At 56.9% G+C, this 15,225-nt stretch carries 13 protein-coding genes; 5 read left to right on the top strand and 8 right to left on the bottom strand.

Annotation, left to right across the window (positions count from 1 at the left end; translation table 11 throughout):
* Positions 1-7: 7 nt before the first annotated feature.
* The 3 genes from FNU76_RS10995 (at position 8) to FNU76_RS10985 (ending at position 2,315) form a co-directional block, all read left to right on the top strand.
* Positions 8-859 carry a PA4780 family RIO1-like protein kinase gene (locus tag FNU76_RS10995; protein WP_144278243.1) on the top strand — a complete coding sequence of 284 codons (852 nt, stop codon included), beginning with the start codon at positions 8-10 and terminating at the stop codon, positions 857-859.
* A gap of 34 nt (positions 860-893) precedes the next feature.
* Complete coding sequence (gene arfB / locus FNU76_RS10990) at positions 894-1,310, top strand: alternative ribosome rescue aminoacyl-tRNA hydrolase ArfB (RefSeq protein ID WP_144278242.1); 417 nt, start codon at positions 894-896, stop codon at positions 1,308-1,310.
* 174 nt (positions 1,311-1,484) lie between these two features.
* Complete coding sequence (locus FNU76_RS10985) at positions 1,485-2,315, top strand: KilA-N domain-containing protein (protein ID WP_144280641.1); 831 nt, start codon at positions 1,485-1,487, stop codon at positions 2,313-2,315.
* Positions 2,316-2,352: 37 nt separating this feature from the next.
* Here the strand turns inward: FNU76_RS10985 and prfA are convergent, their stop codons facing one another.
* The 8 genes from prfA to dusB all read right to left on the bottom strand — a co-directional run bounded on the left by prfA (position 2,353) and on the right by dusB (position 10,566).
* The gene (gene prfA / locus FNU76_RS10980) at positions 2,353-3,435 is read right to left on the bottom strand and encodes a peptide chain release factor 1 (RefSeq protein WP_144278241.1); all 1,083 of its coding nucleotides are present in this window, start codon (positions 3,433-3,435) and stop codon (positions 2,353-2,355) included.
* A gap of 78 nt (positions 3,436-3,513) precedes the next feature.
* The gene (hemA, locus tag FNU76_RS10975; RefSeq protein WP_144278240.1) at positions 3,514-4,767 is read right to left on the bottom strand and encodes a glutamyl-tRNA reductase; all 1,254 of its coding nucleotides are present in this window, start codon (positions 4,765-4,767) and stop codon (positions 3,514-3,516) included.
* A 138-nt stretch (positions 4,768-4,905) separates the two neighbouring features.
* Entirely contained in the window at positions 4,906-5,709 is an 804-nt protein-coding gene (locus FNU76_RS10970; RefSeq protein ID WP_144278239.1) for a transporter substrate-binding domain-containing protein, read from the bottom strand.
* A 198-nt stretch (positions 5,710-5,907) separates the two neighbouring features.
* Positions 5,908-6,333 carry a hypothetical protein gene (locus tag FNU76_RS10965; protein WP_144278238.1) on the bottom strand — a complete coding sequence of 142 codons (426 nt, stop codon included), beginning with the start codon at positions 6,331-6,333 and terminating at the stop codon, positions 5,908-5,910.
* Between the two features lie 14 nt (positions 6,334-6,347).
* Complete coding sequence (gene purD / locus FNU76_RS10960; RefSeq protein ID WP_144278237.1) at positions 6,348-7,631, bottom strand: phosphoribosylamine--glycine ligase; 1,284 nt, start codon at positions 7,629-7,631, stop codon at positions 6,348-6,350.
* Between the two features lie 25 nt (positions 7,632-7,656).
* A complete protein-coding gene (gene purH / locus FNU76_RS10955; RefSeq protein WP_144278236.1) occupies positions 7,657-9,219 on the bottom strand; it encodes a bifunctional phosphoribosylaminoimidazolecarboxamide formyltransferase/IMP cyclohydrolase in 1,563 nt (520 codons plus the stop codon).
* Between the two features lie 62 nt (positions 9,220-9,281).
* Entirely contained in the window at positions 9,282-9,518 is a 237-nt protein-coding gene (locus FNU76_RS10950; protein WP_144278235.1) for a helix-turn-helix domain-containing protein, read from the bottom strand.
* A gap of 31 nt (positions 9,519-9,549) precedes the next feature.
* On the bottom strand, positions 9,550-10,566 hold the full coding sequence (gene dusB / locus FNU76_RS10945) for a tRNA dihydrouridine synthase DusB (protein ID WP_144278234.1): 1,017 nt from the start codon (positions 10,564-10,566) through the stop codon (positions 9,550-9,552).
* A gap of 520 nt (positions 10,567-11,086) precedes the next feature.
* On the opposite strand from dusB, the gene FNU76_RS10940 reads away from it, so the two are divergent.
* Positions 11,087-13,012 (top strand): hypothetical protein, encoded by a 1,926-nt coding sequence (locus tag FNU76_RS10940; protein ID WP_144278233.1) that lies wholly within the window; start codon positions 11,087-11,089, stop codon positions 13,010-13,012.
* 262 nt (positions 13,013-13,274) lie between these two features.
* Positions 13,275-15,092, top strand: a complete 1,818-nt coding sequence (locus FNU76_RS10935) for a hypothetical protein (RefSeq protein WP_144278232.1) — start codon at positions 13,275-13,277, stop codon at positions 15,090-15,092.
* Positions 15,093-15,225 lie beyond the last annotated feature (133 nt).

The following is a 15,225-nucleotide window of genomic DNA, read 5'->3' as shown; positions in this document are numbered from 1 at the left end:
AGGACTTATGAAAACCCCGAAAAGAATTCAGCCCCTCGTCGAAGACGGACTCGTGGACGAGGTGCTGAGGCAATTGATGAGCGGCAAGGAAGCCACGGTCTACGTGGTGCGCTGCGGTGACGATATTCGCTGTGCCAAGGTCTACAAAGAGGCCAGCCAGCGCAGTTTCAAGCAGGCCGCGGTCTATACCGAAGGCCGTAAGACCAAGAACAGCCGCCAGGCCCGGGCCATGGCGAAGGGCTCGAAATATGGCCGCGAAGTGCAAGAGGAAGCCTGGCAGAACGCCGAGGTGGATGCGCTGTACCGGCTGGCCTCGGCCGGTGTGCGGGTGCCGGTTCCCTACATCTGCTTCGAAGGCGTGTTGCTGATGGAACTGCTGACCGATGCCAACGGCCATGCCGCGCCCCGGCTGAACGATGTGGCCATGAGCGAGGCGCTGGCCCTGGATTACCATGCCCGCCTGTTGCGGCAGGTGGTACTGATGCTGTGCGCCGGCATGGTGCACGGCGATCTATCGGAATACAACATCCTGGTCGATGCCGACGGCCCGGTCATCATCGACCTGCCGCAAGCGGTGGACGCAGCCGCCAACAGCAATGCCGGCGTAATGCTGGAACGCGATGTGGACAATCTGCGCAGCTATTTCGGCCAGTTCGCGCCCAGCTTGAATGGCACCCAGTACGGCAAGGAAATCTGGGGTCTTTACCAAGCCGGCGCACTTACCCCCGATACGCCGCTAAGCGGCCGCGTCAAACGCGAGACCCGGCCGGTGGACGTCAGGGGCGTGCTGCGCGAGGTGGAAGCGGTCAAGCAGGAAGAAGAAGCACGCCGCCGCTATCTGCAAGATATGGAAAGCTGAGTGGGCCGCAAAGCCCGCGAGGGTGTGTGGTGCGATGAGCCCTGATCCGGCGGCTGTGCGCCAAATCATCGAAGCCGAAGCCCAGTTCAGCATGATCAGGGCGCAGGGAGCGGGCGGGCAGAACGTCAACAAGGTCTCCAACGCGGTCCATCTACGCTTCGATATACAGGCCTCCGCGCTGCCGGAGGCTTGCAAGGCGGCGCTGCTCGAAAGCGCGGACCAACGGATCTCCAAGGATGGCGTGGTGGTGATCAAGGCGCAGGCCTATCGCAGCCTGGAGCAGAACAAGGCCGATGCCTTGGAGCGGCTGTTGGCGCTGGTACTGGAGGCTTCCCGAGTGGACAAGCCGCGCAAGGCCAGTCGACCCACCTATGGTTCGCGCCAACGGCGGCTGGCGGGTAAGACCCAGCGTGGCCAGATCAAGCAGTTGCGGGGGAAGGTGCAGGATTGAGAGGGCGCTAGCAGCAATATTTGCAAAACATATGCGAAAAACCTAAAGCGAATGATTTCCGCGTCCCATAGCTGCTGGGATTCCGTTTATTTCAAGCGGTTTGCAGGGACATTCTTGTTCACGTCGCACTTTGTCGACAGGCGGGTGCTTCCCGACAGCTTTGGGATGATCGATATGAAGAACCGCAGTATCACCGTACAAGGCACCGAGGTTGGTGTCACAAGCCGGCTCGAGCAGGACTACATCTCACTCACCGATATGGTGAAGCGCTTCGATGGCGGAAGCGCGCTGATCGAGCAGTGGCTGAAGAACAAGGACACCGTACTTTTTCTGGGCGTATGGGAGCAGATCAACAATCCGGGTTTTAATTCCCCCGAATTCGAGGGAATTAGAATCGAAGCCGGGCGCAACAGCTTCTATCTGTCGGCGAAGAAGTGGAGCGACGCAACTCAAGCCATTGGCTTGTTCGCAAAGGCCGGACGTTATGGCGGCACCTACGCCCACCGCGATATCGCCTTCGAGTTTGGCTCCTGGCTCAGCCCCGAGTTCAAGCTGTACCTCATCAAGGAGTTCCAGCGCCTTAAAGATGAAGAGGCACGCGCCAGTTCATCGGAGTGGAGCTTCCAGCGCACGTTGGCCAAGATTAACTACCGAATCCATACGGATGCGATCAAGGAACGGTTGACTCCACCGCGACTGACAAAGGCACAAACGGTCGCCGTATACGCCAGCGAAGCCGACATGCTCAACGTTGCCCTGTTCGGCATGACAGCCACCGAATGGCGGCAAGCCAACCCCGATCAGCCTGGAAACATGCGCGACCTGGCCACGCTGGAGCAATTGGTTGTGCTATCCAATATGGAGAGCATTAACGCGGTCCTGATACATCAAGGACTATTGGCATCTGAGCGCTTGTCGCAACTGAATGCCATCGCAATCACGCAAATGCGTTCCCTGGTGGGCATTCCCGCCATCAAGCATTTGGGCAAGCCGTCGGGACGGTAAGAGACCACGACGCCCATGGCATGCTCGCGGCCGTCGTTCACCCCTGCTCCGCCATCGCCGCCAGCAATTCGGCCTGGTGTTCGGCCAGCAGCCCGTCGGTCAGCTCGAACAGATCGCCATCCATGGCGTAGTCGAGCTTGTACAGGGTGAGGTTGATGCGGTGGTCGGTGATACGACCCTGCGGGAAGTTATAAGTGCGGATGCGTTCGCTGCGGTCACCCGAGCCGACCAGCGACTTGCGGGTGGCGGCTTCCTTGGCGTGCGCTTCCCGTTCCTGCTTGTCCTTGATGCGGGCGGCCAGCACTTGCATGGCGCGTGCCTTGTTCTTGTGCTGGCTGCGGTCGTCCTGGCACTCCACCACGATGCCGGTGGGGAAGTGGGTGATGCGGATGGCCGAATCGGTCTTGTTGATATGCTGGCCGCCGGCGCCGCTGGCACGGAAGGTATCGATACGGATATCGGCCGGATTGATCTGCACCTCCTCCAATTCGTCCGCTTCCGGCATGACCGCTACCGTGCAGGCGCTGGTATGGATGCGGCCTTGCGTCTCGGTCGCCGGGACGCGTTGCACCCGATGGCCGCCGCTTTCGAACTTGAGCTTGGAATACACGCCGTTGCCGATGATGCGGGCGATGACTTCCTTGAAACCGCCCAGATCGCTTTCACTGGCCGAGACGATTTCGACCTGCCAGCGGTTGCGCTCGGCAAAACGCGAATACATGCGGAACAGATCGGCGGCGAACAGCGCCGATTCGTCACCGCCGGTACCGGCGCGGATTTCCAGGAAGATATTGCGCTCATCATTGGGATCGCGCGGTAGCAGGGCTCTTTGCAGCTCGGCTTCCAGCTCGGTGATGCGCGCGGCGCCATCGGCCAGTTCCGCTTCGGCCATTTCACGCATTTCCGGATCCGCCAGCATCTCGCGCGCATCGGCCAGGTCGGCGTTGGTGCGGTTGAAGGCCTGGTAGAGATCGACCACGGGCGTCAGCTCGGCGTGCTCGCGGCTCAGTTTGCGGAAACTGTCCATATCATGGGTGGCCTCCTCGCTGGCGAGGAGCTGGCCGACTTCTTCCAGACGGTCGGCGAGTTGGGCGAGTTTGGCGGCAATGCTGGGTTTCATACGCTGGCTTTTCGATAATGGGTTCGGCTGCCCGGCATGCGCCGCGGAGCGGGTGAAATGGCGCCCTGGATAATGCGATCATTCCTTGTCGTGCAGTTGGTATAGTCGCCGTACGGTGTCGATCAGTTCATTGTGTTGATGGCTTTTGACCTGGTTGAGTGCGGCCAGGGGCGCGTGCAGGAATTTATTGCTGAGCGCGCGCGATAAGGAATCGAGCACCGCCTCCGCTTGCTCGCCCTTGGCCAACAGTTTCAACGCCCGCTCCAGTTCATGGCGCCGTTGCCGCTCTGCCTGATCCTTCAAGGCCCGTATGGTGGGGACCACCGCGCGATTGTCCAGCCATTGCATGAATTCATCGGCGTGGCGCTCGACGATACCATCGGCTTCGACCACCGCCGAGGCCCGCTCGGCCCTGCCCTGCCTGACCACTTCGGCCAGGTCGTCGACCGTATAGAGATAAATGTCCGGCAGGGCGCCGACTTCGGCTTCGACATCGCGCGGTACCGCCAGATCGACCATGAATACCGGCCGGTGCTTACGCGCCTTGATGGCGCGTTCAACGGCGCCCAGGCCAATGATGGGAAGCTGGCTGGCGGTACTGGTGATAACGATATCGTAGCTGGGTAGCCGATCCGGCAGCTCGCTCAGCATAAAGGCGTCGCCGCCGAACTGGGCGGCCAGGGCGGCGCCCCGTTCCAGCGTACGGTTGGCGACCGACAGCCGAACCGGCGAGCGGGCGGCGAAATGGGCGGCACACAGCGCGATCATTTCACCTGCGCCGATAAACAGCACTTTCAGCTCGGACAGATCGGGGAACAGCCGTTCGGCCAGGCGCACCGCTGCCGCAGCCATGGAAACGGAGTTGGCGCCGATATTGGTCTGGCTGCGCACTTCCTTGGCCACCGAAAAAGCCTTCTGGAACAGGCCGTTCAGTTCTGGTCCCAGGCCGCCGGCCGCTTGTGCCTCGCGCACGGCGTCTTTCAGCTGGCCGAGAATCTGGGTTTCGCCCAATACCATGGAGTCCAGCCCGGCGGCGACGCGAAAGACGTGGCGGGCCGCTGCGCGGTCGGGTAGCCGATAGAGGTAGGGGGCGATGGACTGGGGATCGAGCTGGCGCGATCTGGCCAGCCAGGACAACAGAATGCCTTCTTCCCGACCGGCCGCGTACAGCTCGGTGCGATTGCAGGTGGAGACGATGGCGGCTTCTTCCACGCCGGGCGTGGCGACCAGCTCGGCTACCGCCAAGGCAAGCTCATCCGGCGAGAAGGCGAGCTTCTCCCGCACTCCGATGGGCGCGGTTTCGTGGTTGAGGCCGAGGGCGAACAGCGACATTCGGGGTGGCTGGAGCGGGAAAGGGCAGAATTTTACCCTACCTGGCCCCCAATATGCGGATTGGTCGATGTGGCGGAGACGCCAGGGTAAGCGCCTCACCCGGTCGAAAGGCGCCCGGGCGAGGCGTAGACGGCACCGTTACTTGGCGTTGATTTTAAACAAGCGCATCAGCGGGGCCGAGGTGGTCGGGCCGAACCAGCGATCGAAAATCTTGGCTGCTTCACCCGATTGTTCCATGGCGACGATGGTCTTGTTCACTTCGTCCAGCAAGCGCTTCTCACCCTTGCGGACGGCGATGGCATAGACCTCCAGCGAGATGGTCACATTGGGGATCTCGTACTGGGCCTTGTTCGGCATCTTGTTCAGCAGGCCGGCCAGGATGGGCTCGTCGGTGCTGACCGCATCCAGTTGACCCTTGCCGAGGGCGGCGAAGGCTTCGTCATAGTCGGCGAAAAGAACGATATTGGCGCCCGGCATTTCACGCTTGAGCTGCTTCTCCGAAGTGGAGCCCGTTACGGTGCCGATCTTCGAGGTGGTCAGGTCTTCGATGGCGTTGACCTTGCCCTTGCGTACCACGAACTTCTGGCCGGTAATGAAATAGCCATAGCTGAAATCCACCTGCTTTTCGCGCTCGGCGTTCTTGGTCATCGTGGCGATGATCAGATCCACTTCCTTGCCGACCAGCTTGGGGATGCGCTGGCTCGATTCCACGCCCTTCACCGTCAGGCCCACGCCCAAGTGCTTGGCGATGGCGGCGGCGAAGTCGATATCGTAGCCGGAGATGGTCTGGGTCTTGGGATTGAGCACGCCGAAGGGCGGGGTGGAATCCTTGACGCCCACCACCAGCATATTACGCTTCTTGATGTCGTCCAGATCGTCGGCAAAGGCTGGGGCCAGCAGGGCGAAGCCGAGCAGGCCGGCGAAGAGAGTATTGAATTTCATGGGTTTTCCTTATGCGCGCTTTGCGAAGTATTGACACTAGATATAGTGCTATTTCCGCCAATAGTGAATGCGGCCTTGGTCCCGTTTGGCGGGTACGCTCAGTCTGACCGTCGAATAATTATATAGTTTAACGCTGATGCATGTTTGCGCAAACATCATGTGCTCGGCGCGTAGCTTGGAAGTACGGTCTGAACGTGCTTAGTATCGCAGCGGGATATCGAACTTGCGCGACCCAAGGGTCTCGCCATCGAGGAAGGCTTCCACATAGACCGGGTTGTCGCCGCCTCGCATCAACTCTTCCACCAAACGCTCGGGTAGCTGGACGAGCGCGGCTTTTTTCTCTTCCACATACGACCCCTCGAAATCCCGGCTCTGTATCTTCAGCGAGCGCAGCAAGGGACCATCGCTGGCGGAGAAGCGCAGGGATAGCATGGAATCCGGTCGAGGCGGCCTTTGTTCACGGGTAGTCTTGCTCAGTTCCACCCAGACCGGCCAATGGCCGGCCATCCGGCGGGCGACGCGGGTGTGCTGGATGGGCGAATGGTCGGTTTTCTGCGCCGGTTTGGCGCCGAACAGGGAAGCAAACGCACTCAGTATCGTCGAGAACCAGTTGCCACCCGCCATATGCCCATCTCCATTTACTGACCAGGTTTACGGGCCACCGCGCGGAAACCGATGTCGCGGCGGCATTGCATGCCGTCGAAGCGAATGCCGTCGATCAGCTCGTAGGCGCGCTTCTGCGCCAGCTTCACGCTATCGCCCAAGGCGGTGACACACAGTACCCGGCCGCCATTGCTGACCACCTGATCACCTTGTTGAACGGTGCCGGCATGGAATACCAGCGCATCATCGGCATGCTGTGCCGGCAAACCATGGATCACATCGCCCTTGCGCGGTGCATCGGGATAACCGGCCGCGGCCAGGACCACGCCCAGGGCAACGCGCCTGTCCCATTCCGCTTCCGCTTCGTCCAGGCTGCCGTTCACTGCGTGCTCCAGCAGCGTGACGAAGTCGGACTTGAGTCTGGTCATGATAGGCTGTGTTTCGGGATCGCCCATGCGGCAATTGAATTCCACCACATTGACCGCGCCTTCATCGTCCACCATCAGGCCGGCGTACAGAAAGCCGCTGTAAGGGATATTGTCGCGCGCCATGCCGGCCACCGTGGGCAGGATGACTTCGCGCATGGCCCGTGCGTGTACCTGCGGCGTCACCACCGGTGCCGGCGAATAGGCACCCATACCGCCGGTATTGGGGCCTTCGTCGCCGTCCAGCAGGCGCTTGTGGTCTTGCGAGCTGGCCAGCGCCAGCACATTCTTGCCATCCACCATCACGATGAAACTGGCTTCCTCGCCCTTGAGGAAATCCTCGATCACCACGCGCGCGCCGGCATCGCCCAGCTTGTTGTCCAGCAGCATGCCATCGATGGCGCTATGCGCTTCGGCCAGGGTCATGGCAACCACCACGCCCTTGCCGGCCGCCAGGCCGTCGGCCTTGATAACGATAGGTGCACCGCGTTCGGTGACGTAGGCGTGCGCCTGGGTGGCATCGGCGAAGGTCCGGTATTGGGCGGTGGGGATGCCATGCCGCGCCATAAAGGCCTTGGCGAAATCCTTGGAGCTTTCCAGCTGGGCGGCGGCCCGGGTGGGGCCAAAAATCTTCAGGCCCGCCTCGCGGAAGGCATCGACCACACCGGCGGCCAAGGGGGCTTCCGGTCCGACCACGGTCAAGGCGACGTTTTCGCGGCGGGCGAAGGCGACCAGCTCGGCGATATCGGTGATATCGACATTGCTTAGTTCTCTTTCACTCGCGGTGCCAGGATTGCCCGGCGCCACGAAAACCTTGCCGACGCGGGGTGACTGGGCGATCTTCCAGGCCAGTGCATGCTCACGGCCACCGCCGCCGATAACGAGGATATTCATATTTGAACCTTAGTAATGGGGGCGATCAATGGCGGAAGTGGCGGACACCGGTCACGACCATGGCGATGCCATGTTCGTCGGCGGCCGCGATCACCTCATCGTCACGCATGGAACCACCGGGCTGCACGATCGCTGCTACGCCGTTTTCCGCGATCACGTCCACGCCGTCGCGGAAGGGGAAGAAGGCATCCGAGGCCGCTACCGAGCCGCGTAGGTCGAAACCGCCGTTCCTGGCCTTGATGGCGGCAATCTTGGTGGAGTCCACCCGGCTCATCTGACCGGCGCCGACGCCCAGGGTCTGACCCTTTCCGCAGAATACGATGGCATTGGACTTGACGAATTGCGCCACGCGCCAGGCGAACAGCAGGTCTTGCAGCTGTTCCGCGGTCGGTGCCTTACGGGTGACCACCTTGAAATCCGCCACGCCAATGCGATGGATATCGGGCGTCTGCACCAGCAGGCCACCGCCGACTCGTTTCAGATCGAAGCGGTTGGCGCCATGCTGGAGGGGGACTTCCAGCACGCGTACATTCTTCTTGGCGGCGATCAGCGCCTTGGCCTCGTCGCTGAAGGCGGGCGCGATCAGGACTTCCAGGAACTGGCCGGTTACGGCTTCCACGGTGGAGGCATCGACGGTACGGTTGAAGGCGATGATGCCGCCGAAGGCGCTGGTGGTATCGGTGGCAAAAGCCAAGCGATAGGCGCTCAGGGTATCGGCGGCGATGGCTACGCCGCAGGGATTGGCATGCTTGACGATCACGCAGGCCGGCTCGTCGAAGGCCTTGACCGCTTCCCAGGCGGCATCCGAGTCGGCGATATTGTTGTAGCTCAACTCCTTGCCCTGCAGCTGCCGGAAGCCAGCCAGGCTGCCCGCGGCCGGATGCAGATCGCGATAGAAGGCGGCGGCCTGGTGGGGGTTCTCGCCGTAGCGCATATCCTGGACCTTCTCGACGCTGAGATTGAGCCGGGCAGGAAAGGCTTGCCGGCTGCCGTCTTCGTTCAGGGTGGTCAGGTAGTTGGAAATGGCGCCGTCGTAGGCGGCGGTATGGCTGAAGGCCTTCTTGGCCAACTGGCGGCGGGTATTCAGGCCCAGCGCGCCATCGTTGGCGTTCATTTCGGCCAGCAAGGGGGCGTAGTCGGCGGCATCGGTGACGATGGCGACAAAGGCGTGGTTCTTGGCGGCGGAACGGACCATGGCCGGGCCACCGATATCGATATTCTCGATAGCGTCGTCGAAGTCGCAGTCAGGCTTGGCGATGGTCGCTTCGAAGGGATAGAGATTGACGCAGACCAGGTCGATACCGCCAATGCCGTGCTCGGCCATCTTGCTGACATGGCTGGCCAGGTCGCGCCGGCCCAGGATGCCGCCGTGGATCTTGGGGTGCAGGGTCTTGACCCGGCCGTCCAGCATTTCCGGGAAACCGGTGTAGTCGGCCACTTCGATGACGGGAATACCGGCCTCGGCCAGCATCTTGGCGGTGCCGCCGGTGGAGAGGATCTCGACCTTGAAAGCGGCCAGGCCGCGAGCGAAATCGAGAACGCCGGTTTTGTCGGAAACGCTGATCAGTGCGCGCTTGATATTGACCATGATGGGATTGCCTTGCGAGTTTGTAGCCGGGTTTGCAGCCAGGCGGCCGCCGTGTTCGGTTGTCAGATCAGATCGTGATCCTGCATCTTCTTGCGTAAGGTATTGCGGTTGATGCCGAGGAGTTCGGCGGCCCGGGTCTGGTTGCCCTGCGCCTTGTCCAGCACCACTTCCAACATGGGTTTCTCCACCTTGGCCAAGACCATGTCATAGATTGCCTGCGGTGCTTCTCCGTCCAGGTCGCGGAAATATTGTTCCAACGCATCGCGCACGGCAAAACAGATCTGGTCCTTGCTAGACATGAATTCGACTCCCCTAAAAATATGATATCGATCAGGCGGCCGCGCGCGCGGACTCGTCCTGATAAACCAGTCGCTCGCTGTCGAGCGCCAGTTGCTTGAAATAATTGTCCACGGTCGCCAGCTGCGTGGCCGTGCTGTCCTGCTGGTACATATGCTGGCGGAACTCGTTGGAGCCGCGCAGGCCATTGGTGTACCAGGCGATATGCTTGCGGGCGATGCGGCAGCCGGAATATTCGCCATGGAAGGCGTAATGATCCTGCAAATGCTCCAGCAGGATGGCGTGGATCTCGCTGACGCGCGGCGGCGGAAGATGGCTGCCGGTGGCGAGAAAGTGATCGATCTCGCGAAAGATCCACGGCCGGCCTTGGGCGGCCCGGCCTATCATGATGGCATCGGCGCCGGTTTCCGCCAGTACCTGGCGCGCTCTTTCCGGTGTGCCGATATCGCCGTTGGCCACCACCGGGATTTTGAGCGAACGCTTTACCTCGGCGATCAGCTCGAAGCGGGCGGCGCCGTTATACATATCCTCACGAGTGCGGCCATGCAGGGCCAGCGCGGCAATACCGCTGTCCTCGGCCAGCTTGGCCACCCGCAGCACGTTTTCCTCGCCATTGCGAAAGCCCAGCCGGGTTTTCAGCGTGACCGGTACATCCACCGCCTCCACCACCGCCGCCAGGATGCGTGCCACGCGATCCTCGTCCTGCAGCAGCGCGGAGCCGGCCAATACATTGCAGACCTTCTTGGCCGGGCAACCCATATTGATATCGATGATCTGCGCACCGGCCGCCACGTTGTGGCGAGCCGCTTCCGCCATCTGGGCCGGATCGCTGCCGGCGATCTGGACCGCCACGGGCGCCAGCTCGCCTTCGAAATTGGCCCGCCGGCGGGTTTTGTCGCTCCCATACAGCATCGCGTTCGAGGTGATCATCTCACTCACCGCGTGGCCGGCGCCCAGCCGTTTGCACAGCATGCGGAAGGGTCGATCCGTCACGCCGGCCATGGGGGCGACGATCAGGCGATTCTTCAGTTGATAGGGGCCGATATGCATGGGGTCGCCGGTTCAGGAATGCAAAACCGCTGGAGAACGAAGGGCTTCGATTTCCAGCGGTAAGGCGCGCATTCTACCTGCCCGCCGGCCAGTCGCGAAGGCATTTTGCTTAATTTTTGTGCAGTTCACGATAGCGTGAAGGCAATCGTGGTCGGCAACGGCGGGGAACTGCGGCGATCTGGTGGGGCATGGTGGTTTACATACCCGAGATCGATGCGTTGGGGCGCTGGTGCAGCTTGGCGTATCGGATCAACTGCCCAGCGGGGTAATGACCGCGCAGATGGCACGACGCCAGCTGGAATTATTTCTATAAAACCAAAGAAAGAATTTTTTACGAAAGATGTAAGCCATCTTTTCAAGAAAAATATAGTAGGAGATGTTTTATAACCGATAATTATCGGAATACATCCCCAGCATACAAGTTTGATATCGAACGGGCAGTCTTGTCAGCGATATCTCCATTGAAAATTTCAAGGGGCTGGTATGAAAGCGAAAATTTTACCTTATCGGAAAGCAAAGTATGGATGCAATGCGCAGCAGCAGCCCACAGGCACCGCAAAGTTCTTTGGATAGTAATAAGATAGGTGGCGGTCCCGGGGATACGCTGGAGAAAAAAATGTCCGCTGGCACTGCCGGGGCGGTGGCTTTTGGCATCGAGCATGGTGTGGGCGACTTATGCAAGGATTTTACTATCATACGAACGGAATTGTATGATTATTGCGATAATGCAATGGCAATACACGATGCATTGCACGATGCGCACAAAAACAATAAAAGCGAAGCGGTGGTTCGTACAAAGAATAACGCGGAAATTACATTTACTCAAGTTGGGGATGATGTACGTATCTCTGAGGGCGGGAATGTTGCAGTTTTAAAAAACACAAATTTCTATAATTTAGAACTTATCATATGTATGGATGCGGCGTCCGCGCCGGGTCACTATGCGGATTTTGAAGCGACCATGAACGAGAAAGTGAAAAAAAATGGTGGGCTTGATATATTGCGTCAATATGGAACGAAATGGCTGAGCTTATTGTTTCATCAGAAAAATGGAGAAATGGAGAAGATTTGTAAGAATGCGCAAATCATTCATGATGGATTGCACGACGCGTATAAAAATAATAAGAAGCTGGTAACGCTGACTATGGCGGATAAGTCAGAGATTCGCTTTGGCCAAGGTAGCGATTATGTCCAGATTTGGACTGGTAAGGGATTTAAGGAATCAACAACTTTACCGGATATGAGTTTCCGGGGATTGTGTGAAATACTCTATCAAGATGCCAAACGCGCGCCAGGCTATCATCAGGCATTTGAGGAAAGTATTAAAAATAAATTTGCTGAAGGCGAGAAGGGCGGAAGTGTCGGTATTTTATCTCTTGGGATCGAGTATGGCGCAAAGCGCTTGATTGAAGCATGTAGTGTTGCAAATAAGGCTTCAGCAAGTAATTTTTATAGAGATGCGTTAAGTATTTTTTCTGGATTGTATCAAGCTTTCCTTTCATCGGAAAAGAAAGCTTCCGTGGCGCTGGAAAATGGCACGGCGGTTGAATTTTCCCTGGAGAAGGGCAATGTCGAAATCAAGGATGAAAAGGAAAATATTACAATTTTGGGAAGCGAGGATTTTCTGGGTATCTGTAAAAAACTCAGCGATGAATTCCTGAGGAAAGACAAGGTGGATGCTGCTACCCCTTTGGGTGGTTATGGTATTTATATTAAAGACAGCGATTTATATGAAGTTGGGGAGTGTGTTGAAAGAAATGAGTATGTGCAAAAATTCGTGGAGATAGATAGTTGCTCGGCTGATTGGTCGGAAGATCCGTTTCATCAATTGAAACTCGATTTGCCGCGCATGAATTATAGATTGGGTGAAGTTGGAAATGAGCGCGTTGATTTTAAAGATATAAAAATTCCGGAAGATGACGCAGGTAAATCTGTGGCGGATTTTGCTGATGGAATAAAAAAGAAATGCCGTAATATGTACCAGCAACGCATGGTGGGTTATTTAGCTAGTCAGAAGTGCATGCTCTCCTTATTGAGAGCGGGCGGATATATCGATAGTAAATTCACCGCGCTTACAAGTAACCTATTCCTTGTGCAAAGTATCGATATTATCCCGGAGGGTGGCAATGTGAAAGTTGTGGTTGAATATACAACTCGACTTTCTACCAGCGAAGTAAATAAGATGGATATGGCAAGGCGCGATAATACGAGTAGCAGCCTGTCGGCCAAGGCAACCTTTATTGTTGGGGAGAAGGGTTTCTATTGTGAGAAAAGTAGCTTTTCTCGTGAAGATCCACCGTCCAACACCTGGCAAATGGCTAAACCCTCCGCCGCGCCAACCGCCGTAACCAACGATAATGGAGCTGTGGAGGGTATCGGTAAACATAGGAAGCAATTTGATGAACAGGGAGACCAACAGGCAGTTGGGCAAGAAAATAAGCAGTGAACGTTTCCCAAAGCCATGCAAGGTGGATTTTCCACGACCGTACAGCATGATTTAAGCATGCTCCGACCATGCTATCCCCTACTTCGCGCTCAGTAGCTGGCCTCTTCGGTTCTTATCGGTTCATTGATCCGGCGTGGCCACCTATCTCGATTTAGAAAAACGGATGGTTTTTTCCAAAAGCCCTGCGTCGGCAGGCCTCTAGCAGGCGCGAGCCTGGACTAGCTGGTTTGTCTTCGATATTTTCTATTGAAATTGCAAGGGCATGCATGAACTTAAACAAGTCTTATTCGGACGAAGGCAAGCAATGGACAAAACATCGATTCATCCCTATGCAAGAGTATGTGGAATACCTGTGGGCAGTTCTAACCCCCCGGCAAAATTTTTAGAGAAGGGAATGGTTGGTGCCATCGCATTTGGAATTGGTCATGGCTTGATTCAGCTGAGCAAGGAATTTGAATTATCTGGTGCTGAAATAGACGTATTTTGCAAAAATGCGATGGTTATTCATGAATTATTGCATGAGGCATACAGGATTAATCAGCCTACTATATCTATTTCCTTGCCTTGCGGTAATAAAGTTACATTTAGCCAGGTGGATGGCGCTGTTCGTATTTCGCAAGGTAAGCACGTCGAAATTTTAAAAGGGGTGAATTTCAGGGATATCTGCGAAAGGTTGCAGAAAGATGCCAAGGCGTCCCCGGGCTACTACGCGGAATTGGCAAATCATATAACCGAGGCCATCCACAAAATGGAGGACCATGGGAGAGCCGGTGTTGTATGGTTTGGTATCGAATATGGTGCAAAATTGCTGAAAGAAGAGCGTGCGGGTGAGTGTGGATCGGACATAAATGACTTTTGTGAAAATGCGCAGCTTATTTTTCATGACTTGTATGTGGCGGCATGTGAAGGTAAAACATCGGTGTTCGTTCTACTGAAAAGTGGTAAGGCGGTTACCTTCGCCAGGGAAGATGGCGATGTAGTCATCATCGGCGATGACGGGAGCAAAATTTATCTGGTGGGTGAGGATTTCCAGAGTATCTGTAAAAAACTCAGCAAAGATTTTCTCAGGTTACGTGATTATGAACCCGATAAACCATTGGATGTTTACGGTATTTTTATCACGATGGTGGAAGTGTACTTGAAGAAATGTGACGGAAGGAATAGGTTCCTGGAGAAATTCATGGAGATGGATTGCTGCTTTATGGGAGGGCTGGATGCGTGTATCAATGGGTATGCATCTGATCTGACGCGTATTGAGCATAAAATAGACGGGGAGTGGTTGGAATTTGAAAAAGATGAGAGGGTGTCGTTTAATGGCTGCGAAAAGTCGGATGGGCGGGACCACCAGGGTGCGTATACAAAATCGCAACAAATCTACGATAAGACCATAGGGAAATGCGCGTCAAATTACCAAGTTCGAATGCTGACGGCGCTGGCTTCCCAGGGAGCAGCGGGGTCCGTGATCAAGGCGTTGAAGTATGTTGATGAATATTTCTCGACATTGCAAAGCCAGGATAAAGAATGGCATACGCATCAGATTATAACCAATCATGATGCGGGAAATAATGAATTCACGGTGACGGTTGAATATAAGAGTCAAATTCAGGATGATGAAATTGGCCTGATGGGACAGGTGAAGAAAAATCGGTGGAGCAGTGGTTTGACTATTAAACTCTGCGTAGTTATCGGGGTCGCGAGCGTTAAATTTGTAAGTAGTGAAGTCTCTTCCAAATCACCACCACCCGTACTTGTCAGGCGCATTCGCTTCGGCAAGGAAGGCGAAGCACCGAGCGGCGATCGTATTGATAACGAGCCTGTCGATGAAGAAGAGTGGGCACTCATAGAATACATAGCCGATGAACGGGAAAATATTCAGGGTGGGGGGAGTAAGCATAAAAGCCAGGCGGCCGGGCCAAACGTAGTAGCCGGAGAGCATGGTTTTGCTCGCGAAGACCTACCGCCCGTCGTACCTCCTGATGAACCCAGGTGGCAGAGGGCTGGCAGCACTGCCACGCCGACTAACGCGCCGGACCGAAATGGTGCTTTGCCGAGAATCGGTAAGCATAGGGGTAAAGTATAAAGGATGAGCGGTCCCCGAAATATGCGACGTGATTTGCGCCTTTGCCGACAGCTTCCTCCCCTACGAATCTCCCCCCAGGTAAGCCGCGCCCGTTTTGGCCCAGCCATTGATCCCGCTTGTAGAGGATGGCCTT

Source organism: Chitinimonas arctica (assembly GCF_007431345.1).
Lineage (GTDB): Bacteria > Pseudomonadota > Gammaproteobacteria > Burkholderiales > Chitinimonadaceae > Chitinimonas > Chitinimonas arctica.
This window is presented reverse-complemented; position numbering and strand designations above follow the sequence as displayed.